This window comes from Streptomyces sp. NPDC044704, from assembly GCF_056433525.1.
This window is the reverse complement of record NZ_JBWKGY010000001.1, coordinates 425,670-445,178: the sequence shown is the minus strand read 5'-3', so window position 1 is coordinate 445,178 and position 19,509 is coordinate 425,670. Positions and strand designations below refer to the sequence as shown.

At 74.1% G+C, this 19,509-nt stretch carries 21 protein-coding genes; 13 read left to right on the top strand and 8 right to left on the bottom strand.

The window, feature by feature from the left end:
- Window positions 1-24 precede the first annotated feature (24 nt).
- The 8 genes from AC07B0_RS02015 to AC07B0_RS01980 all read left to right on the top strand — a co-directional run bounded on the left by AC07B0_RS02015 (window position 25) and on the right by AC07B0_RS01980 (window position 6,272).
- Window positions 25-1,287, top strand: coding sequence for a PP2C family protein-serine/threonine phosphatase (locus AC07B0_RS02015; RefSeq protein ID WP_478896223.1), 1,263 nt, complete (start codon window positions 25-27; stop codon window positions 1,285-1,287).
- Window positions 1,284-2,891 carry a sensor histidine kinase gene (locus tag AC07B0_RS02010; protein WP_467292322.1) on the top strand — a complete coding sequence of 536 codons (1,608 nt, stop codon included), beginning with the start codon at window positions 1,284-1,286 and terminating at the stop codon, window positions 2,889-2,891. The genes AC07B0_RS02015 and AC07B0_RS02010 overlap by 4 nt, the downstream gene beginning before the upstream one ends.
- Before the next feature lie 2 nt (window positions 2,892-2,893).
- Complete coding sequence (locus AC07B0_RS02005; RefSeq protein ID WP_356878172.1) at window positions 2,894-3,337, top strand: response regulator; 444 nt, start codon at window positions 2,894-2,896, stop codon at window positions 3,335-3,337.
- A 25-nt stretch (window positions 3,338-3,362) separates the two neighbouring features.
- Window positions 3,363-3,725, top strand: a complete 363-nt coding sequence (locus tag AC07B0_RS02000; protein ID WP_356878154.1) for an STAS domain-containing protein — start codon at window positions 3,363-3,365, stop codon at window positions 3,723-3,725.
- A 113-nt stretch (window positions 3,726-3,838) separates the two neighbouring features.
- Complete coding sequence (locus AC07B0_RS01995; RefSeq protein WP_478865244.1) at window positions 3,839-4,282, top strand: ATP-binding protein; 444 nt, start codon at window positions 3,839-3,841, stop codon at window positions 4,280-4,282.
- Window positions 4,283-4,398: 116 nt separating this feature from the next.
- The gene (locus tag AC07B0_RS01990; RefSeq protein WP_478896221.1) at window positions 4,399-5,100 is read left to right on the top strand and encodes a restriction endonuclease; all 702 of its coding nucleotides are present in this window, start codon (window positions 4,399-4,401) and stop codon (window positions 5,098-5,100) included.
- A gap of 59 nt (window positions 5,101-5,159) precedes the next feature.
- A complete protein-coding gene (locus AC07B0_RS01985; RefSeq protein ID WP_356878151.1) occupies window positions 5,160-5,597 on the top strand; it encodes a YjbQ family protein in 438 nt (145 codons plus the stop codon).
- A 51-nt stretch (window positions 5,598-5,648) separates the two neighbouring features.
- Window positions 5,649-6,272 (top strand): flavodoxin family protein, encoded by a 624-nt coding sequence (locus AC07B0_RS01980; RefSeq protein ID WP_356878150.1) that lies wholly within the window; start codon window positions 5,649-5,651, stop codon window positions 6,270-6,272.
- 11 nt (window positions 6,273-6,283) lie between these two features.
- Here AC07B0_RS01980 and AC07B0_RS01975 read toward each other — a convergent pair whose 3' ends face one another.
- The 4 genes from AC07B0_RS01975 to AC07B0_RS01960 form a co-directional block, all read right to left on the bottom strand.
- A complete protein-coding gene (locus tag AC07B0_RS01975) occupies window positions 6,284-6,640 on the bottom strand; it encodes an STAS domain-containing protein (protein ID WP_356878149.1) in 357 nt (118 codons plus the stop codon).
- Complete coding sequence (locus AC07B0_RS01970; RefSeq protein WP_469378787.1) at window positions 6,637-7,914, bottom strand: PP2C family protein-serine/threonine phosphatase; 1,278 nt, start codon at window positions 7,912-7,914, stop codon at window positions 6,637-6,639. Before AC07B0_RS01970 ends, AC07B0_RS01975 begins: the two co-directional genes overlap by 4 nt.
- A 1-nt stretch (window position 7,915) precedes the next feature.
- Complete coding sequence (locus AC07B0_RS01965) at window positions 7,916-8,725, bottom strand: alpha/beta fold hydrolase (RefSeq protein ID WP_478865247.1); 810 nt, start codon at window positions 8,723-8,725, stop codon at window positions 7,916-7,918.
- 118 nt (window positions 8,726-8,843) lie between these two features.
- Entirely contained in the window at window positions 8,844-9,089 is a 246-nt protein-coding gene (locus AC07B0_RS01960; RefSeq protein ID WP_356878146.1) for a protealysin inhibitor emfourin, read from the bottom strand.
- A gap of 272 nt (window positions 9,090-9,361) precedes the next feature.
- On the opposite strand from AC07B0_RS01960, the gene AC07B0_RS01955 reads away from it, so the two are divergent.
- Window positions 9,362-10,822, top strand: coding sequence for a DUF7824 domain-containing protein (locus AC07B0_RS01955; RefSeq protein ID WP_478896219.1), 1,461 nt, complete (start codon window positions 9,362-9,364; stop codon window positions 10,820-10,822).
- 49 nt (window positions 10,823-10,871) lie between these two features.
- On the opposite strand, the gene AC07B0_RS01950 is transcribed toward AC07B0_RS01955, so the two are convergent.
- From AC07B0_RS01950 to AC07B0_RS01940, 3 genes are all read right to left on the bottom strand, one after another.
- Window positions 10,872-12,092: a cytochrome P450 family protein gene (locus AC07B0_RS01950; protein WP_356878144.1), complete on the bottom strand. Its 1,221-nt coding sequence runs from the start codon at window positions 12,090-12,092 to the stop codon at window positions 10,872-10,874.
- A 525-nt stretch (window positions 12,093-12,617) separates the two neighbouring features.
- The gene (locus tag AC07B0_RS01945; RefSeq protein WP_467292305.1) at window positions 12,618-13,265 is read right to left on the bottom strand and encodes a hypothetical protein; all 648 of its coding nucleotides are present in this window, start codon (window positions 13,263-13,265) and stop codon (window positions 12,618-12,620) included.
- Between the two features lie 362 nt (window positions 13,266-13,627).
- Window positions 13,628-14,203 (bottom strand): hypothetical protein, encoded by a 576-nt coding sequence (locus AC07B0_RS01940; RefSeq protein WP_356878142.1) that lies wholly within the window; start codon window positions 14,201-14,203, stop codon window positions 13,628-13,630.
- Between the two features lie 321 nt (window positions 14,204-14,524).
- Here AC07B0_RS01940 and AC07B0_RS01935 point away from each other — a divergent pair, with 321 nt between their 5' ends.
- From AC07B0_RS01935 to AC07B0_RS01920, 4 genes are all read left to right on the top strand, one after another.
- The gene (locus AC07B0_RS01935) at window positions 14,525-15,157 is read left to right on the top strand and encodes a TetR/AcrR family transcriptional regulator (RefSeq protein ID WP_469378792.1); all 633 of its coding nucleotides are present in this window, start codon (window positions 14,525-14,527) and stop codon (window positions 15,155-15,157) included.
- Window positions 15,154-16,335 carry a GDSL-type esterase/lipase family protein gene (locus AC07B0_RS01930; RefSeq protein WP_469378794.1) on the top strand — a complete coding sequence of 394 codons (1,182 nt, stop codon included), beginning with the start codon at window positions 15,154-15,156 and terminating at the stop codon, window positions 16,333-16,335. Before AC07B0_RS01935 ends, AC07B0_RS01930 begins: the two co-directional genes overlap by 4 nt.
- Window positions 16,336-16,381: 46 nt before the next feature.
- The gene (locus AC07B0_RS01925) at window positions 16,382-16,891 is read left to right on the top strand and encodes a GNAT family N-acetyltransferase (RefSeq protein ID WP_356878139.1); all 510 of its coding nucleotides are present in this window, start codon (window positions 16,382-16,384) and stop codon (window positions 16,889-16,891) included.
- 61 nt (window positions 16,892-16,952) lie between these two features.
- A complete protein-coding gene (locus tag AC07B0_RS01920) occupies window positions 16,953-17,339 on the top strand; it encodes a VOC family protein (protein WP_356878138.1) in 387 nt (128 codons plus the stop codon).
- A gap of 5 nt (window positions 17,340-17,344) precedes the next feature.
- Here the strand turns inward: AC07B0_RS01920 and AC07B0_RS01915 are convergent, their stop codons facing one another.
- A complete protein-coding gene (locus AC07B0_RS01915) occupies window positions 17,345-19,507 on the bottom strand; it encodes a protein kinase domain-containing protein (RefSeq protein ID WP_478896216.1) in 2,163 nt (720 codons plus the stop codon).
- Window positions 19,508-19,509 lie beyond the last annotated feature (2 nt).

Genomic DNA, 19,509 nt, shown 5'->3' with positions numbered 1-19,509 from the left:
TGGTGAGAGGGGACACGCGACGCCATGGGGAGCACGCTCGGCCTGGGGCCGCCTCACCCCGCCGGCCGCACACCACGGCAGGCCTCTGCCGTCGAACGCGACCCGTCCCACGCCCTGTGGAGCGGCCTTCCGCCGTACGTCCTGCTCATCGAGGACGACGAGGGCGACGCGCTCCTCGTCGAAGCGCTGGTGGAGGACAGCGGGGTCGACGTCCGTCTCGGCCGCGCCCGCTCCCTCGCGGACGCCCTGTCGCGGCTCGACGCCGAACCGCCCCAGTGCGTCCTGCTCGACCTGCACCTCCCCGACGCGCAGGGGCTCGACGGGCTGACCAAGGTGCTGGCCGCGTGCGCCGAAGCCGCCGTGGTCGTCCTCACCGGGCTCTCGGAGGAGCAGGCGGGGCTCGCCGCCGTGGCGGCGGGGGCCCAGGACTACCTGGTCAAGGGGCGGCTGGAGGCGGACGTCTTCATGCGGGCCATCCGCTACGCGATCCAGCGCAAGCGGACCGAGCTCGCCGCCGTCGCCCTGGAGGCGGGCAAGCTGCGCGCCGAGGAGAACGCCCGCCTGGAGCGGGGCCTGCTGCCGACGCCGCTCCTGCTGGACGAGACGGTCACGGTGTGCGCCCGGTACCGGCCGGGCCGCGCCCAGGCGCTCCTCGGCGGAGACTTCTACGACGTCGTGCAGACCCGGGACGGGGCCACGCACGCCGTCGTGGGCGACGTGTCGGGGCACGGGCCGGGCGAGGCGGCCCTCGGGGTGTGCCTGCGCGTGGCGTGGCGGGCCTTCGTCATGGCCGGCGCACGCGGCGAGACCCTGCTGGGGCTCCTGGAGGAGATCCTCCTCGCGGAGCGCTCCGGACCCGAGACCTTCGCCACCCTCATCGCCGTCACCCGGCCCCCGGACAGCGACGCGATATCCGTACAGCGCGCCGGGCACCCCGGCTTCCTCGTCCGGTCCGCGGCGGGGGTGGACCTGGTGGAGGTCCCCGGGGGACCCGCGCTCGGCATCATGCCCGGCTGGGGCGCGGACTGGCCCGTCACCGAGGTGGCCCTGGAGCCGGACGGCGCCGTCATGCTCTTCACCGACGGGCTGATCGAGGGCCGGGTCGGACCAGGCTCCGAACGCCTCGACGAGACGGGCCTCCTCGACATCGCCCGCCGGCACGCCGGTCTGTCCGCCGATCCGTTCGTCGACACCCTGATCCACGCGGCGCAGGACCTGGCCTCGGACTGGGGCGGGCTGGCCGACGACGTCGCCGTACTCCACCTCGAATGGAAATCCTCCTCGTGAGCACCACGGACCGGACAGCGCCCCCTCCCGCCGCCCCGCGCACCGGGTCCGGCCGTCGGGGACCGAGCCTGCGGGCCTGGCTCACGGCGGTCCTCGCCGTGCTGGCCCTCATGGTCCTCGGCACCGGCGCGGTGGGCGCCGCCCTGCTGTCGAACACCACCGAGGCGGGAGACCGGCTCGTCGACGGGATCCTCCCGGCCCAGCGGGACGCGCTGCGGCTGGAGGCGGCCCTGCTGGACCAGGAGACGGGAGTGCGCGGCTACCTGCTGGCCGGGGATCCGGCGCTCCTGGAGCCGTACGAGCGCGGCCTGGTCAGCGAGGTCGGCGCGGTGCGGCAGCTGTCGCGGGTCCTCGCCGACGACCAGGGCGTGCAGAGCGACCTGCTGGCCGTCGAGGACGCCGCGCGCGTCTGGCGGGACGAGTTCGCGACCCCGGCCGTCGCGTCGGTGCGCGGCGGCGGCGCCCCGCCCTCGGTCCAGGCGGGCAAGGAGAAGTTCGACGAGGTGCGCCGGCGGATCGAGGCGCAGCAGTCGCGGCTGGAGCGCGTCCAGACCGATGCCCGCAGCACGTTCGGGCAGGCGCGTTCGGAACGCGACCACGTCCTCCTGGCGATCGTCGTGGCCTTCCTGCTGGCGGGCGCCTGCCTCGGGATCCTGCTCCACGTGGGCGTCCTGCGGCCGCTCGGCTCGGTACGGACGGCGTCCCAGCGGGTCGCGGACGGGGCCTTCGACGAGGAGATACCCGAGCGCGGGCCGTCCGACCTGCGCTCGCTCGCCCGGGCGGTGGAGGCCATGCGCCGGCGGACGGTCGCGGAGCTGACGGCTTCGCGGCGCAACGCCGACGAGCTGAAGCGCACGGCCGCGGCACTCGACGCGCAGGCGGGTGAGCTGCGCCGCTCGAACGCCGAGTTGGAGCAGTTCGCGTACGTGGCCTCGCACGACCTCCAGGAGCCGCTGCGCAAGGTCGCCTCGTTCTGCCAGCTGCTGGAGAAGCGGTACGGGGACCAGCTCGACGAGCGCGGCACCCAGTACATCGCGTTCGCCGTCGACGGTGCCAAGCGGATGCAGGTGCTGATCAACGACCTGCTGACCTTCTCCCGGGTGGGCCGCGTCCAGGACGCGCGCGAGCCGGTCGCCCTGGACGGCCCGCTGGACCGGGCCCTGCACAACCTGGCCGCCGCGGTGGAGGAGAGCGAGGCCGAGGTCACGCGCCCGGAGCGGCTCCCCGAGGTGCTGGGCGATCCGACACTGCTGACGATGCTCTGGCAGAACCTGGTCGCGAACGCCGTGAAGTTCCGCTCGCCCGGACGCACTCCGCGCGTCGAGGTCGAGCAGCTGGGCGGGGACGCGGCCGAGCCCGGCTTCCACGCCTTCGCCGTCACGGACAACGGCATCGGCATTCCCGCCGAGTTCGCGGAGAAGGTGTTCGTCATCTTCCAGCGGCTGCACGGCCGCGAGGCGTACGGGGGCACCGGGATCGGCCTCTCGCTCTGCAAGAAGATCGTCGAGAATGCCGGGGGCCGCATCCGGATCGACACCGACCACGCCCCGGGCACCCGGATCGTGTTCACCCTGCCCGCAGCCGACGGAGGAACCAGCCGATGACCATGCCCACCCGGCCCGCCCCCGCGGAGATCCTGCTCGTCGAGGACGACGCGGGTGACGAGCTCATGACCCGCGAGGCGTTCGAGGACAACAAGATCGGCAACGTGCTGCACGTCGTACGGGACGGTCTGGAAGCGCTGGACTTCCTCTACCGTCGGGGGGAACACACCGCCGCGCCGCGTCCCGACCTGATCCTCCTGGACCTGAACCTGCCCAAGTACGACGGCCGGCAGGTGCTCGAACAGATCAAGACGGATCCGGATCTGAGCCACATCCCCGTGGTCGTCCTCACCACCTCGGCGGCCGAGGAGGACATCCTGCGGAGCTACAAGCTGCACGCCAACGCGTACGTGACGAAGCCGGTGGACCTCGACCAGTTCATCCGGGCGATCCAGCAGATCGACGACTTCTTCGTCACCGTGGTGAAACTGCCCCGGGCATTCTGACAACACTGGAGAGGAAGTGGGGAACATGGACACGCACAGCGGCGACGCCCGCAACTACGTCGAGACGCGGTCCGCCGGGAGCGTGCGGATCGTCGTGATGGCGGGCGAGTTCGACATGGACACCGTGGGGGAACTGCGCACGGCGATGGATCCGGAGGTCACCGGCATCGACCGGTTCGTCCTGGACGTCTCCGGCGTGACCTTCGTGGACTCGACCGCGCTCAGCATCATGCTGCAACCCGCCCTGAACCGGCCGGTGGTACTGGCGGGCGAGGTGCCGGACCGGCTGGCACGGCTGCTGGAGGTCACGGGCGCGGGCCGGGCGTTCGCCACCGCTCCCGGTGTGACCGAGGCCACGGTCATGGCGCTCCCGCCGCGGCGGCGCTGAGCCGTGTCCCGACCGACGAGGACGACGAAGACGTTTGCCTCTGCGATTGCCGCGGCCGGAGCGGGGCAGACGGACACGGTCCGCCCGTGACGAGTCCGACGAGGAGGTGAACGGTGCCGCCCGAACATGGCCGGCCGGTGCACCCGGTCCCGCAGAACGCGATGCAGGCGCGGGACCGTGTGCGGTCGCTCATCGAGACCTCCGGGATCGTGCCTGACGGCTCCACCGCCGCCGACCACGTCCTGACCGACGCGCTGCTCGTGACCTCGGAGCTGGTGACGAACGCGATCCGGCACGGGGGCGGGCTCGTCGGTTTCAGTGCCTCCGTTTCCGCCGACGGGCTCCGCCTGGCGATCACCGACGCCAGCAGCGACCGCCCCGTCACGCTCCCCCGGCCCGCCGGCGCGGTCCGCGCGGGCGGGTTCGGCTGGCCGTTGGTCCGCCGGCTCACGCGCAGCGTGACGATCCGGCCGACGCCCCAGGGGGGCAAACGCATCGAGGTGGTCATGCCGCTCGACGCGGCGGCGACGCCCGACGGCCCCCCGGACCAGCCCTGACTCCTCCCCGGCCCGTTCCTCCGTCCCCCGTTCAAGGAGTTTGAGGCGCGGCTTCGCGGCCAGACGAGGAAGAGCGCCCTGCTGGTGCGCGGGAACGGAAGAGGGGGGACCGTCGTATGACGACACCTGAGGAGAACGTGAGGGGATCCGTGCGGGGGCCCGCGTCCGTGGGCCGCGACATGGTGCTCGCGGTGGGGCTGGTGGCCATCTGCGCCGGCGGCCTGGCCGTCTTCGTCAAGACCGCCGCGGAGGCCGGGACCGGGCTGCCGGTGACGCCGGTCGCCACGGTGGCCCTGCTCGCGGTCGGGATCTACCTGGCGAAATGGGGCGTGGCGCCCGTCCGGCGCCGCTCCCGCCCCCGGCTTCCGGCCGGCCCGGACGGGTACCGGACACCGCCCGCGGACCTTCCCGACGTCGGCGCCGAGGCCCTGGACCACGCCGCGGTCGACGCCGACGGCTTCGAGCACACGGTGGCCGCGCTGTGCGTACGGGACGGCTGCTCCTCGGTGGAGGTCGTCGGCGGCGCGGGCGACCTGGGCGCCGACGTGGTCGCGACGACCGCCGACGGGCTGCGCGTCGTCCTCCAGTGCAAGCACTACGCCGAGGACAACCGGGTCGGCTCGCAGGACCTCCAGCGGTTCGGCGGGACCTGCTTCGCCGTCCACGAGGCGGACGTCGCGGTCGTCGTCACCACCAGTTCCTTCACCGCGCCCGCCGCGGAGTACGCCGCCGCGTGCGGGATACTCTGCGTCGACGGCGACGCCCTGGCCGCCTGGACCGATCTCGCGGCCCCGCCCCCGTGGGCGACCACGACGTAGACCGCCGACACCGGGCGCGGCTGCGTACCCGTACGGACCCGTGGCCCGAGGATGGATCCATGGCCGACACCTTCGTTTCGCGCACCGTCGACGTGACCACCGGGGCCGGGGAAACCGTCCTCGACCTGACCGAGGTCTGCGCGTCCTTCCTCCGCGAGGCCGCCCGGGGCCGGGACGGACTCCTGAACGTCTTCACCCCCCACGCGACGGCGGGCCTCGCCGTCATCGAGACCGGTGCGGGGAGCGACGAGGACCTCCTGGAGGCCTTGCGCACCCTGCTGCCGGCCGACGACCGCTGGCGGCACCGGCACGGTTCCCCCGGACACGGACGGGACCACGTCCTGCCCGCGATCGTGCCGCCCCACGCGACCCTCCCCGTGATCGGCGGAGAGCTCCAGCTGGGGACGTGGCAGTCCGTCACCCTCGTCGACACCAACGGGGACAATCCGCGGCGCCAGGTGCGGCTGACCTTCCTCGGGCATTCCGCGGGCACCTGACCCTCCCGGCACGTGGGACATCAAAGCGACGCGCGCGGGTAGCCGCACCCCATGGACACCACCGGAACCACCCCGCTGCGCGCCGTCGCCCTCGTCTGCACCCTGTCCCCCTCCCCCGCTCCGTCGAGCTCCCAGCTGCTGGCCGAGCAGGCCATGGCCGCGCTCTCCGAGCACGGGGTGACGGGGAAGACCATCCGCATCGCCGACCACGACGTGAAGCCCGGTGTGGAGACCGACATGGGTGACGGTGACGCCTGGCCGGAGATCCGGGACACGATCCTGGGCGCCGACATCCTCCTCCTGTCGACACCGATCTGGCTGGGGCACGCCTCCAGCATCGCCCAGCGGGTCCTGGAACGCCTGAACGCGGAGATCTCCGAGACCGACGGCGAAGGCCGCATGCTGACCTACGGCAAGGTCGCGGCGGTGTGCGTGGTCGGCAACGAGGACGGCGCCCACAAGGTCAGCGCCGACCTGTTCCAGGGCCTCAACGACGTCGGCTTCTCCCTCGCGCCGAACGCCGTCACCTACTGGGTCGGGGAGGCCATGCAGGGCACCGACTACCAGGACCTCGACAAGACCCCCGAAGCCACCGCCGGCACCACGGCGACCCTCGCCGCCAACACGGCGCACCTCGCCCGCCGCCTCAAGGCCGCCCCGTACCCGGCTCCCTGAGCGGACGGCCCTCAGGGAGCCGGCGGCTGCCAGGCGGCCTCCGCGGCCAGGGCGGTGGGGTAGGTGGTGAACACCCGGTCCAGGCCGACGATGCGGAAGATCCGGTGGACCCGGTCGGGCACGGCGGCCAGGGCGATGCCCGCGCCCGCCCCGGCGGCGTGGTTCCGGGCGGCGATCATGACGGTGATGCCGGTGGAGTCGCAGAACGTCACGCCGGACAGGTCCATGACCAGCTGCTGCCCGGCCTCGAGTGCGAGGCCGGGCAGCACGGCCCGTACCCGGGGGGCGCTGTGGTGGTCGAGGTCCCCGGCGAGTTCGATGACCGGCCCCGCGGGGGTGGTGCGCGTGTGGATGATCAGCTGGTTCACGGCTGCTCTTCACTGGTGGGTCGGGGTACGTGGACGGCCAGGACGGCCGTGTCGTCGTCCACACCGGCGCCGAAGACGTCGAGCAGGCCCCGGATCGCCCCGACCGCTTCGTCCGCGGTGGCCGGGGCCAGGGCGGCGGCGAAGCCGAGGAGGGCCTCGTCGCCGTAGCGGTCGCCCGCCAGGGCGGTGTGGGCCTCGGTCAGGCCGTCGGTGTAGAGGAGGAGGGTGTCGCCGGGTGCCAGGTGGACGGTGGTGGTGGCGATCTGCGGGTCCGGCAGGACCCCGATGAGCTGTCCTCCGGGCGTGGGCAGGTAGGCGGCGCTGCCGTCGGCGCGCAGCAGCAGAGCCGGCGGGTGGCCGCCGCCCGCCAGGGTGATCCGGAAGCCGCCCCGGTCTCCGTCGGGGGTGAGGAGTCCGAAGATGACGGTGCAGAAGCGCGGGTCGTGGTGGTGGTACTCGTGGGTGAGGACCGTGTTGAGGTTGCCGAGCACCGCCGCCGGGTCGGGGTCGTAGACGGCCGCCGCGCGCAGGGTGTAGCGCGTCAGGGAGGTCACGGCGGCGGCTCCCGCGCCCTTCCCGCAGACGTCGCCGAGGAACATGCCCCAGCGGTCGGACGCGAGCGGGAAGAGGTCGTAGAAGTCGCCTCCGACCTCGTCCGCGGAGGCCACGTGGTAGTGGGCGGCGACGTCCAGTCCGGGCACGTTCGCGAGGGCCGGGGGCAGCAGGGTCTGTTGCAGGATGACGTTCAGGCGCCCCAGCCGCTCGCGCTCCCGGTCTGCTTCCTGGCGGGCGCGCAGCAGTTCGGTCTCGTAGGCGCGGCGCTCGCGGGCGTCGAAGACGGTGGTGCGGATCAGCATCGGCCGTCCGTCGCTGCCGGTCTTGACGGCCGAGGTGACCAGGACCGGCATGCGGCTGCCGTCGGCGGCCTTGAGTTCGAGGGCGATCCCGCTGATCTCGCCCTGCATGGCCAGCAGGGGTGCGAAGTGGGTCTCGTGGTAGATGCGGCCGCCCACCGTGAGCAGGTCGGAGAAGCTGCGGCGGCCCACCAGTTCGTCGCGGTCGTAGCCGAGCCATTCGAGCAGCCGCCCGTTGACCTTGACGATCCGTCCGTCGAGCAGGGTGGAGAGGTAGCCGCAGGGGGCCTGCTCGTACAGCTCCTCGGCGCTGTCCTCCAGGAGGGCGGTGAACGGTTCCGGCGGCGGGACCTCGCTGCGCTCGGACGGGTTGCGCTCGGGCTCCGGGGCGTCGGCCCCGTGCACCGGTCGGCCCGGCACGTCAGGCGAGCGAGCGCACGAACGCGCTGATCACGGCCGTGGTCTCGTCGGGAGCGCTGAGCTGGGGGCAGTGTCCCGTCGCGGTCAGCGTGACCAGACGGCTGCCGGGGATCCGGTCGTGGACGAACGCGCCCACCTCCGGCGGGGCGATGGCGTCGTGGGAGCACTGCGCGACGAGCGTGGGAACGGTCACCTTTTCCAAGTCGGCGCGGTTGTCGGAGAGGAAGGTCACCCGGGCGAAGACCCGGGCGATCTCGGGGTCGGTGCGGCAGAAGCTGTTCGCCAGCTCCTCCCCCAGCTCGGGGCGCTCCGGGTTGCCCATGATGACCGGGGCCATCGCCCCCGACCAGCCGAGGTAGTTCGCGTCCAGCGACTCCAGCAGCTCCTCGATGTCCGGGGCGCTGAACCCGCCGCGGTAGCCGGTGGCCGGATCGTCGATGAAGCACGGCGAGGGAGCGAGCAGCACCAGCCCCGCGAAGAGTTCCGGCTCCCGCGCCGCGGCGAGTACACCCATGGTGGCGCTCACCGAATGGCCCACGAACACCACCGGGCCGGGCCCCACCTCCCGGCAGACGTCCAGTACGTCCTCGACGTACCCGTCCATCGTCGAGTACCGCTCCCGGCTCCACGCCGACAGGTCGGAGCGGCCGGCCCCCACGTGATCGAAGAGCACGACCGTGTGGTCGCGCTCCAGGGCCGGCACCACCGAGTGCCACATGTGCTGGTCACAACCGAACCCGTGGGCCAGCACCACGACCGGGCCCCCGGCCCGGCCGCTCACGCTCACCTGATTCCTGCTCCGGACACCCATGCGACTCATCCTCCCAGACCGGAGGCGTGACGTCGTACCGGCGCCCCGCCCGGCGCACGCCCTCCGCCGCGGGGCGGACCGGAGTGCCTGGGGTGGACCGGGTTGGACCGGGTTGGGGTCAGGATCCGTCGGCGAGGACCGCGCGGATCAGCTCCCGCTGTTCCCGGGTCAGGGCCGTCTCGTCGACGTCGAGCACCTGGTCGTCGACCGTGATGCGGTAGTGGAACGCGTCCGCCACCGGCGGGGCCAGCACGCGGCGCGCGAGCCCCTCCCATTCCGCGGCGTCCTGGCGGGCGGAGGTGTCGACCTCCCGCGTCTTCTCCACACCGGTGAAGCCCCCCGAGCGGGTCACGGTGATCAGCATGGGCGTTCTCTCCTTCGGACATCGGACATCGGGACATCGGACGTTCGCGTACGGGCGGGCCCTGCGGGCACGCGCGGCGACCGTCCTGCGGCCGCAGCCGCGCGCCCGCCGGCCCCGGTCCCGTCTGCCCGGGATCCGGCGGCACTCCCCCACCGGGCGGCGGGATCCGTGGAGAAGGGCTTGATTGCGTCAGCTCCTGGCCGACGGGCAGCGGTGGAGCGTTACGGCCCCCGGCGGGGCGCCGTGTCAGTGGAGGCGTTTAGCGTGGCCGCATGATCTGGACCGCCGCTCAGGACGCCCTCCCGCCCGTGCCGCCCGTGCGTCGGCTCGCCGCCGCGCCCGCGGGGCTCGCCGAGACCGTCGGGCTGACGGCAGCTCATTTCGACGCCCGCCCGCACACCGTGGACGGTTTCGAGCGGGCTCTCGACGGGCTCGTACGGCAGGCGCACCGGAACCGGCACGCGCTCGCGGAGGCCCTGTCCACGGCGTTGGGGCACCGCTACACGGAGGAGGAGACGGAGGCGCACCGGCTCGCCCCGCTGGACGTGGTGGTGGCCACCCTGCTGTGGCGGGTACCGGGGTACAGCCTCAAGCCCGAGTACGTTCGCCGGCACCGCGGGCACGAGGAGTGCGCGCAGGGCGGGCTGGAGCTGGTCACGGCAGCGCGGGTGCGCGAGATCGGGTACGCGCTGCTGTCCGGCCACCCCCTGCCGTTCCTGCTGGCGACGCCGACCTGGGAGACGGGCGCGCTGGAGGCGGCCGAGTTGGTCGAACGGCTCGTGGAGTACGGGCGGCTGGGCGTCCGGCCCGGGCCGGCCGACTTCGGGCAGGCGCTGCTGCGCGTACGCCGTCGAGGTCCGGCGGCGTCGGCGGCCGCCGGGGCGGCGGCCCGGCTCGGGACCCGCGAGGGCGATCGGCTGGCCGCCTGGATCGGCGGGGAGGGTGAGCCGGGCCCGGCGCTCCGCCGGGTCGTCGCGCCCGATCCGCAGGCGCACCGGGCGTGGTCGCGGACCGGCGCCGCCGCGCCGCAGGTCGTGTACGCCACGGCTGAACGGCCGTTTCTGCGGCGGGAGTTCCCGGAGGCCTTCCACTGGCTGGGCCGCCCGCACGAGGGGTTCACCCGCTGCTACCACTGGCACGACGGGCACGCCGTACGGGCGGCGGTGCTGCCGGAGGACCGGGACGGCCAGGCCGCGTGGCTGCTGCCGGACGTGACGCTGGCCGCGACGGCCGGTGACCACGGCGGCGCCTGGATGCTGCCGCACCTCGCCCGGCTGGGCGGGCCCGCCGGCCCGGGCCTGCACGCCGCCGTGGCGGCGGGGCTGGGCGGGCGGTACCCGGAGAGCCGGCGCCCGGCGGTGGATGCCCTGCTGGTCCTGGCCGCACGCGGTGACCTCGACGCCCCGTTGCTCGGCCGCGAGCTGGCCGCGATGACGGCCCTGGGTACAGTCAAGCCCAACCGGCTGGCGGACGCGGCCCGTTCGGCCGCGGCGGCCGGCGCGTACGCCACCGTGTGGGCCGTCCTCGCCGAGGTGCTGCCGGCCCTGCTGCCCTCGGTGCGGGGCGCGGGCGAGGTCCTGGCCGTCTCCGCCGAGTGCGTGGAGCGGTCCGGGGCCACGGGCCCGGTCCCGGCCGCGGTGGCGGCGGTCGCGGCCCGCCCCGGGTCGTCCCGGCCGGCCGCCGAGGCCCGGCGCCTGAGCGCCGCACTGGCCGGGGCCCCGGCGGGGTGGTGACGCGGGTGGTTGCGGTACGCCGGCCGGGCGGGCGGCCCGGCCGGCGGTGTCAGCCGCCGGGCGTGAAGGTCACCGGCAGGCTCTGGGGGCCGCGCAGGCCGCCGGGGCGCCAGGGGATCTCGTCCGGCGCCACGGCGAGGGCGAGGCCGGGGAGCCGGCGCAGGACGGTGCCGATGGCGATCTGCCCCTCCAGCCGGGCCAGCGGCGCGCCCAGGCAGTAGTGGATGCCGTGCCCGAACGCGAGGTGGGCGTTGTCCTGCCGGGTGATGTCGAGGCGGTCGGGGTCGGGGAACCGGGCCGGATCGCGGTCGGCGATGGCCGAGGCGATCAGCACGGTCGCGCCGCGCGGGACGGTGACGCCCGCGATCTCGACGTCTTCGCGGGCGAACCGGGCGATGCCGGGGCTGACGGGGCCGTCGTAGCGGAGGAACTCCTCGATCGCGCCGGGCAGCAGACCGGGATCGGAGCGCAGCCGGTCGAGCTCGGCGGGGTGGGCGAGCAGCATGGCGATGCCGCCGCCGATCAGGTTGACCGTGGTGATGTACCCGGCGGCCAGCAGCAGGAACACCATGGCGATCAGCTCGTCCTCGGTCAGCTGCTGTTCCTCGTCCCGGGCGGTGACGAGGTCGCTGAGCAGGTCGTCGCCGGGGTGTGCCCGTTTGGCCTGGATGAGCTCGGTCACGTAGGCGCGCATGTGCTGCCAGGCCTCGTTCACCACGGCCGCGTCCGGCGGCTCCGCGCCGCGCATGATCATGCGGTCGGTCCAGCGCTGGAAGTCATGACGGTCGTCCACCGGCACGCCCAGCAGTTCGCTGATCACCGTGACCGGGAGCGGCAGCGCGAACTCCGCGACGAGGTCGGCGCGGCCGGCCGGGACGACGGCGTCCAGCAGCCGGTCGGTGACGGCCTGGATCCGGGGCCGCATCCCGGCCACCCGGCGGGCGGTGAACGCCTTGGAGACCAGGCGGCGCAGGCGGGTGTGGTCTGGCGGGTCGCTGCGGAGCATGTTGCTGAGCATCGACTCGCGCTCGGTGTCGGGCAGCTGCCGCAGGAGCCGGGTGTCGGAGGCGTCGCGCACGTCACTGCTGAGGCGGGAGTCGGACAGGGCCGCGAGTCCGTCCTCGTAGCGCGTGACGATCCAGGCCTCCAGGCCGCCCGCGACGACGGCGCGGCGCACGGGGCCGTCCTCCCGCAGCTGCCGGTACAGCGGGAAGGGGTCGGCGACGAAGGCCGGATCGGCGTAGGGCAGAAGGACCGGCCGCTCGCTCATGATGCCTCCAGGAGTACGTCGCCCGCGCGATGGAAAGTGAGGATATCCACCTGATCCTCCGGGACCACCGGTTTTCGGACCGTACCCCGCCGGTGTCCGCGGGGGGCACCGCGCGGGTGCTCCAGCGCTCCGCGCTGACACCGGGTCAGGCGGACGGTGTTTCAGACGGGCGGTGCTCGCGCGTTTGTGCGCCGCCCTTCGGGTCATACGCGTAGGCGACGGGGATCGACGCCGACAGCGAACCGGTCCCCGTCGTCCGGCCCCGCGTCGCCCCTGCCGTCCCCCCGGCACGGCGACCGGGCCGCCGCACCATCGGACTGCCGTCCGGGATCCGCACGGCAGCCGGCCACCCCGAGGTCCGGAGTACTTCCCCGCCGGCCCCTCGGGGGCGGCCCGGCAGACCCCCGGCAGCGACGCTCGGACCGCCGCCCCCGGGCAGCGGGCCCGACGGCAGCCGCGCGGCACCGTACCGGCCACCGCGCCCGGCCGCTCAGGAGCGGACCCGCGGGCGCCCCGACGAGGCCGTCACTTGTTCAGGCAGTTCTGGCGGAACGCCTCGTCGTAGGCGGTGTCGTAGCCCACCGCGTAGCCGTTCTGATAGGCGAGGATCAGGGGGTCGGCCGGGGGCTTCGGCGGCACCAGGCGGGCGTTCGTACGGGCCGCGACACAGGCCGTGCCCTCTTGGGTGCCCCAGGCCTTCCCCGCCGCCTGTCCGGCCGCGGCCATGCTGCTCGCGGTCTGCTGGGGCGGTTGCTTGGCGGGAGGCGGGGGCGCCTGCGGCTTGTTCATGGCCTGGCACGCGGCCCGGTTGGCCGCCTCGGACTTGGCGTACGCCTGGTCGTAACCGTACTTGTAGCCCTGGGCCTTGCCCTGGACGAAAGCGCTCGGGTTGGGCGGGGTCAGCGGCGGAAGGACCTTGCGGCAGATGGGCGGCTTGCCGTCGCGGAAACCGGAGCTGGAACCCTGGAGGTAGCCTTCGCGGCAACCCCGGTGATAGGGGTCCTGGGCGCCGGTCGTCAGGCCGTGGCAGACGGTCGGCGCGGTCACGGCGGCGGGGGCCGCGGAAACCGCAGCCGGTGACTGGGCGGCGGCCGGAACGACCGTCAGCAACAGCAACGTGGGGGCGGAGAGCAGGGCGAGCGGGATGAGCGCGCGCCGTCGGCTGAACTGCATCGTGGTCGTCCTCTCGGACCGGCGGGTCCCGCCCGGGCGTTGCCCGTTCGCGGCCCGCTCACGGGACCCTGGCGGCGGCCCCGGTCCGTAGTCCGGTGCCGCTCCTCGGTGACGTCGCAGCCGGTCCCCGGCGCGGTGCGCGCGGGCGGCTGGCGACCAGGGCGAACGCAGCAAGGGAGACGCTTCCATTCTAGGCGTCGGGCCCGACGCCCGCCGCGTCGGAGAAGGGAGGCCGGCCCCGACGCCGGCCGGTCGGCCCCGACGTGACGGTGCCGTTGCCGTGGTCACGGCAACGGCACGCGCGCGGGGTGGTGGACGGGTCGGATCGCGGCTCGTGGCCGCCGGGTGGGCTGCGCCGCCGACTAGTCGGTGCAGTACCTCTTGATGGCCGCGAAGAAGGCCGTGTCGAAGGCCTTCTGCTTCGCTTCCTGGGCCGCCTTCTGGGCTGCCGCATCGGCCACGAGGCCCTGCGGCACCTTCTTCGCCATCGGCTTCTCGTCACAGTTGCCGGCCTGGGCCAGCTCCTTGCCGATGGTCCATCCCTCGATGGCCCCGGCCTTCTGCGCCGCGGTGATGGCCTTCTGGTTGACGGAGTCCTGGGCCGCCTGGCCGCCCAGGCACGTGGCCTTGAGCTCGCCGCCCACGGCGGCGTACTTGCCGGCCGGCAGGTCACCCGTGGCGAACTTGCCGTCCTCGCCCACGGTGACCAGCACGCCGCCGACGCCGTCGGTCTGGTCGACGGTGACCTTGGTGCCCTTCGTGAAGCCTTCGCCGGTGACGATCACCTTGGTCGCGTCGCCCGCTTTGCCTTCGACGAGACATTCCGCGGCGGGCAGGGCTTGCGGGGCCGCGGCCCATACCGCCGCGGCGGCGGGCCCGAGGGCGAGCGAAAAGGCCAGGAGGGGGGTGCTCAGCATGATTCGAGTGCGCTTGTTCATCTTCGTTGTCCTCACCTGATGGTGGGAAAGGTGTGAAGGACCGGAAGGACCGCGGCATGGCGGACTCACGGACTCGGGCGACCGGGCAGCCGCGCCCTGACAGCGCGCGCGACGGGTGCGCTCCCCACGCACGTACCGGTCCACCCCGGGGAAGTCCGTCCCCTCCATCGTCCTCCGCCCGCTCGCACGTGTCGACCGGGAGCCGGGGGCGCCGGCCGCCGGCCGTCGGCCACAGACCGATCCGATTTGCCTAATCAGCTTAGGTGAATGAATAATCCACTCTGGTAAGGGTGAGGGCGGTCCGGAGGGACGGGAACGGTCGTGGAGCGGACGGGGCGGGTAGGGCTGACGACGGAGCGGCTGGTCCGGGCGGGCGCCGAACTCGCCGACGAGATCGGCTTCGAGCAGGCGACCCCCACCGAGCTCGCCCGGCGGTTCGGCGTCAGGACGGCGAGCCTGTACGCGCACGTGAAGAACGCCCACGACCTCAAGACCAGGATCGCCCTGCTCGCCCTGGAGGAACTCGCCGACCGGGCTTCCGAAGCCGTCGCCGGCCGGGCCGGCAAGGACGCGCTGACCGCCTTCGCCGACACCTACCGCGACTACGCCCTCGCACACCCCGGCCGCTTCGCCGCCTCGCAGTTCCGGCTCGACGCGGAAACGGCGGCGGCGAGCGCCGGAGTACGGCACGCGCAGCTGATGAGGGCCGTCCTGCGCGGCTACGACCTGGCCGAGCCCCAGCAGACGCACGCGGTGAGACTGCTGGGCAGCGTCTTCAGCGGCTACGCCCGCCTGGAGGGCGCCGGCGGGTTCAGCCACAGCGCCCCCGACGCGCAGGAGAGCTGGTCGGAGATCCTCCACGCGCTCGACGCCCTGCTGCGCTCCTGGCCGCCGCCTCCTGACCAGCCCCGCCCGACCGCCCCCCGTACCCGATCGCAGAGGCCGAGGACATGAACACCGGGCACGCCTGGACCACCACCCCCGTCACCGCCGCCCTGCTGCGCGGCGCGCTCGACCTGGAGCACACCGAACGGGGTGTACTGCCCCACCGGCTGCCCGCTCGGGCCCGGCTCCAGATCCCCGACGCCCAGCTGGCCATGGTCGAGTCGCAGCCCTCCGGCGTACGGCTGGTCTTCCGTACCCGCGCGACCGCCGTCGAACTGGACGTCGTGGCGACCAAGCGGATCTACGCCGGTGCCCCGCCGCGTCCGGACGGCGTGTACGAACTCCTCGTCGACGGCCGGCTCGCGGGCCGGGCGTCCGCGGCAGACGGCGACACCCTCACCGTCGACATGACGGCCGGGACCACACAGCTCCGCTCCGGCCCCGTCGAGACACTGCGGTTCACCGGCCTGTCCGGCGACGAGAAGGACGTCGAGATCTGGCTGCCGCACGACGAGACCACCCTGCTGGTCGCCCTCCGGACCGACGCCGCCGTCCACGCCGTACCGCCCGGCGGGCGCAAGGTCTGGCTCCACCACGGCAGTTCGATCAGCCACGGCTCCAACGCGGCCACCCCGACCGGGACCTGGCCCGCCGTGGCCGCGGCCGCCGGCGCGGCGGAGCTGATCAACCTGGGGTTCGGCGGCAGCGCCCTGCTGGACCCGTTCACGGCCCGCGCGATCCGCGACACCGCCGCCGACCTGATCAGCGTCAAGGTCGGCATCAACCTCGTCAACACCGACCTGATGCGCCTGCGCGCCTTCGGCCCGGCCGTGCACGGTTTCCTCGACACCGTCCGGGACGGACACCCCGAAACCCCGCTGCTGGTCGTCTCCCCCATCCACTGCCCGATCCACGAGGACACCCCCGGGCCCAGCGCGCCGGACCTCGGCGCGATGCGGGAGGGGCGCCTGCGGTTCGTGGCCACCGGTGACCCCGCCGAGACCGCCGCCGGAAAGCTGACCCTCACCGTGATCCGGGAGGAACTGGCCCGCATCGTCCGGCAGCGTTCCGCGAGCGACCCCCACCTGTACTACCTCGACGGCCTCGACCTCTACGGCGAGGACGACCACGCCGAACTGCCCCTGCCCGACGACCTGCACCCGGACCCCGCCGCCCACCGGCGCATCGGCGCGCGCTTCGCCCGCCTCGCCTTCGGCGACGGCGGCCCGTTCACCGACGGGGCCTGACCGGCGGACACGGCCGCGCCCCGCGGACACCCCCTACCATGGCCGCATGATCGAAGTGCGTCGTGCGGCCCCGCAGGACGGGGACGTGCTCGGTGAGATCCACGTCGCGGCCTGGCAGGCCGCCTACGCTCCCTTCTTCGCCCCGGAATTCGCCGCCCGGGCGGTCCGCGACCGGCTCACCCGCTGGCACGCGCGCGTCAACGGAGGCCCCGACACGGTGCTCCTCGCCGCACTCGACGGCCGCCCCCTGGCGCTCGCGTTCTTCGGGCCCTCCGCGGACCGGCCCGGCCTCATGGAGATCCACAGCTTCTACGGCCACCCCGACGGCTGGGGCAGCGGCATCGCCACCGCGCTGATGGAGGCGACGCTGCACCACCTGCGCGAGCGGGGAGCCGCCGGCGCGCACCTGTGGACCCTGCGCGACACCCCCCGGTCCCGCCGTTTCTACGCCAAGTCCGGATTCTCCGAGACCGGAGCGGCGCGGCCCCACGACTTCGGTGACGGGCTGCCCCTCCAGCAGGTCGAATACGAGCTGGTCTTCGCGGACACGTCCTGACGCGGCACCGAACCGGCCGTGTTCGCGCCCGGCGCGAGGGCACATGCGTCACAGTGGAGGCATGGTGCACGTACTGGGCAGCCGGATTCTGCTGCGTCCCACCGACCCCGAGCGTTCGCGCTCCTTCTACGGCGACACCCTGGGCCTCGCCGTCTACCGGGAGTTCGGCACCGGTCCCGAGCGGGGGACCGTGTACTTCCTCGGCGGCGGCTTCCTGGAGGTGTCGGGTCGCGCGGACGCGCCGCCCGCGCCGGGTCTGCGGCTGTGGCTCCAGGTCGCGGACGTGCGGGCCGCCCATGAGGAACTCCGCGACGGGGGAGCCGAGATCCTGCGGCCTCCGCTGCGCGAGCCGTGGGGGCTGATCGAGATGTGGATCGCCGACCCGGACGGCGTGCACATCGCCGTGGTGGAGGTACCGGAGGACCACCCCCTGCGCTACCGGCCCTGACCGGGTCAGTCGAGCGGTACCGCCGCGATGCGGTCGGTGCTCTGGGCGTAGAGGCGGTTGCCGCGCCGGCCGATCATGTTCGGGCCGTCCGGCATGTTCACGGAGCCCGCCGACAGGGTCCACGCGGTGCGGCGCCCTTCCACGTCCACGGCGACGACCGCCTGCCCGCCACCGCCGACCGCGGCGTGGATCTCGCCGCGGAACGGGGCGGGAGGCGCCAGCATGGAGACGTACGCACCCGGGTCGTGGGTCCACAGCTTCTTCCCGGTCGCCTCGTCGTGGGCCTGGAGCGATCCGTCCGCGACGTACACCGTGCCGTTCGCGCACACGGGCGCGCTCATCAGCTTCTCCCCTTCGGGCTCCAGCCTCCAGGCCACGGCGCCCGTCGCCAGGTCCACCGCCGTGATCCGCTCCTCGAAGTCGAGGGCGTAACGCTCCGAGACGACGGGGGCGTTGATGCCTCCCGACTCCGTCGGTGACGCCGCCTCCTGGTCGGTGCGGACCCGCGCCGCCCACAACTGCCGGCCGTCGCGCAGGTCGACGGCGAAGACGCGCGCCGGATCGGAGCAGATCAGGCGGCCGCCGGAGACGATCGCCGACATGGTCAGGGCCCCGTTCGAGTCGGGCACCCAGCCCTCGACGCGCTGGCGCCAGCGCAGCTTGCGGGCCCCGAGGTCGTAGGAAAACAGCCACGGCTGGCCCTTCTGGTCCTCGGCACGGTAGTACGCCTGGAGGTAGAGGCACTCGGCGTCGGCGGCCAGCAGGTCGGTGGTGAAGGCGAGTTCGCCGAGAACGGCCGGGCCGGCGGCCTCGGCCGTGAGGCGGCCGGTACGCGCGTCGACGGGACCCGCGCTCGCGTCGCCGTCTTCGTCGAAGACGATGCCCGCGAGGCGGTCGCCGGCCACGGTGACGTCGGCCCTGGTGGTCTGGGCCTCCCACAGGACCCGGCCGTCGGCCGTCGAGATCCCGCGCAGGACGTCGTTCCGGTGGATCAGGACCTCGTCGGCCACCACCACCGGGGAGGCGGTGAAGGGGGTGGCGACCGACCACAGCGGCGCCGGTGCGGTGCCCGGAGGGCGGGTGGTCCGGCCGGGAGCCGGAGAGGCCGTCGGCCCGCCCCGGCCCGGGCCGGAACCCGAGCCGGGAAGGTTGCCGGTGAACCACAGCGCCGAGGCGCCGCCCGCGGCCACGGTGACCGCGGCGGCCGCCGTACCGGCGATCACGGCGCGCCGGGAGAGCTCGCGGCGCGGGGCCGGGCCGCGGAGCGGCGCCGGAGCGAGCGTGGCGACGTCCCCGATCCGGCGGGACAGGTCGGCGAGGAGCGCCTGCGGCAGCAGGTCGGCGAACTCCCCCGGGTCGAACGGCCCCCAGCGCTCCCGCAGCCGGTCGGGCGACGGGCGCTCGCCCGGCTGCGGTGACAGACAGGCGGTGAGCACCTCGCACAGTCCCTCCGGTACGCCGGTCAGGTCGGGGGCCGCGCCGTCGCGCAGCAGTTGCAGGGTGCTCTGGCGGCCGCGGGCGTCGTAGGGGCCGTGTCCGGACGACGCGAAGACGAGGACGGCGGCGAGGGCGAACACGTCGCCCTCCGGGCCGGGCGGTCCGCCGCGCGCCTGCTCGGGTGACATGTACGCCGGGGTGCCGGCCACGCCCCCGGCCTCGGTGAGGCGGGGGCTGCCCGGGGCCTGGGCGAGTCCGAAATCGATGAGCCGGGGGCCCCGGGCGGTGATCAGCACGTTGGACGGCTTGAGGTCGCGGTGGACGAGTCCGGCGCGGTGCAGGGCGGCGAGGGCTGCGGCGAGGGCGGAGCCGAGCCGGCGGACGGCCGGTTCGGTCAGCGGGCCCGCGGCCGCCACCGCCTCGGCCAGCGAGGGCCCGATGAGGTACGCGGTGGCCAGCCAGGGCCGCGCCGTGTCCGGGTCCGCGCCGAGGAACGCGGCGGTGTGCTCCGCGCCCAGGGAGCGCGCGGCCTCGGCCTCCAGGGTCAGGCGCTCCCGGTAGCCGGGCCTGTCGCGCAGGTCAGCCCGTACGGTCTTGACGGCCGCGAGGCGGCCGCCGGGGGTGCGGGCCAGGAAGACGGTTCCCATGCCGCCACCGCCCAGCCGGCCGAGGAGGGTGTACTCCCCCAGCTGTTCGGGATCGTCGGGCAGGAGGGGCAGGAGCGTGGACATGA

Coding starts and splice junctions, on each gene's coding strand:
- AC07B0_RS02015 (WP_478896223.1), top strand. CDS start 25: ATGGGGAGCACGCTCGGCCTGGGGCCGCCTCACCCCGCCGGCCGCACA.
- AC07B0_RS02005 (WP_356878172.1), top strand. CDS start 2,894: ATGCCCACCCGGCCCGCCCCCGCGGAGATCCTGCTCGTCGAGGACGAC.
- AC07B0_RS02000 (WP_356878154.1), top strand. CDS start 3,363: ATGGACACGCACAGCGGCGACGCCCGCAACTACGTCGAGACGCGGTCC.
- AC07B0_RS01990 (WP_478896221.1), top strand. CDS start 4,399: ATGACGACACCTGAGGAGAACGTGAGGGGATCCGTGCGGGGGCCCGCG.
- AC07B0_RS01985 (WP_356878151.1), top strand. CDS start 5,160: ATGGCCGACACCTTCGTTTCGCGCACCGTCGACGTGACCACCGGGGCC.
- AC07B0_RS01980 (WP_356878150.1), top strand. CDS start 5,649: ATGGACACCACCGGAACCACCCCGCTGCGCGCCGTCGCCCTCGTCTGC.
- AC07B0_RS01965 (WP_478865247.1), bottom strand. CDS start 8,725: ATGGGTGTCCGGAGCAGGAATCAGGTGAGCGTGAGCGGCCGGGCCGGG.
- AC07B0_RS01960 (WP_356878146.1), bottom strand. CDS start 9,089: ATGCTGATCACCGTGACCCGCTCGGGGGGCTTCACCGGTGTGGAGAAG.
- AC07B0_RS01955 (WP_478896219.1), top strand. CDS start 9,362: ATGATCTGGACCGCCGCTCAGGACGCCCTCCCGCCCGTGCCGCCCGTG.
- AC07B0_RS01950 (WP_356878144.1), bottom strand. CDS start 12,092: ATGAGCGAGCGGCCGGTCCTTCTGCCCTACGCCGATCCGGCCTTCGTC.
- AC07B0_RS01945 (WP_467292305.1), bottom strand. CDS start 13,265: ATGCAGTTCAGCCGACGGCGCGCGCTCATCCCGCTCGCCCTGCTCTCC.
- AC07B0_RS01940 (WP_356878142.1), bottom strand. CDS start 14,203: ATGAACAAGCGCACTCGAATCATGCTGAGCACCCCCCTCCTGGCCTTT.
- AC07B0_RS01930 (WP_469378794.1), top strand. CDS start 15,154: ATGAACACCGGGCACGCCTGGACCACCACCCCCGTCACCGCCGCCCTG.
- AC07B0_RS01925 (WP_356878139.1), top strand. CDS start 16,382: ATGATCGAAGTGCGTCGTGCGGCCCCGCAGGACGGGGACGTGCTCGGT.
- AC07B0_RS01920 (WP_356878138.1), top strand. CDS start 16,953: ATGGTGCACGTACTGGGCAGCCGGATTCTGCTGCGTCCCACCGACCCC.
- AC07B0_RS01915 (WP_478896216.1), bottom strand. CDS start 19,507: ATGTCCACGCTCCTGCCCCTCCTGCCCGACGATCCCGAACAGCTGGGG.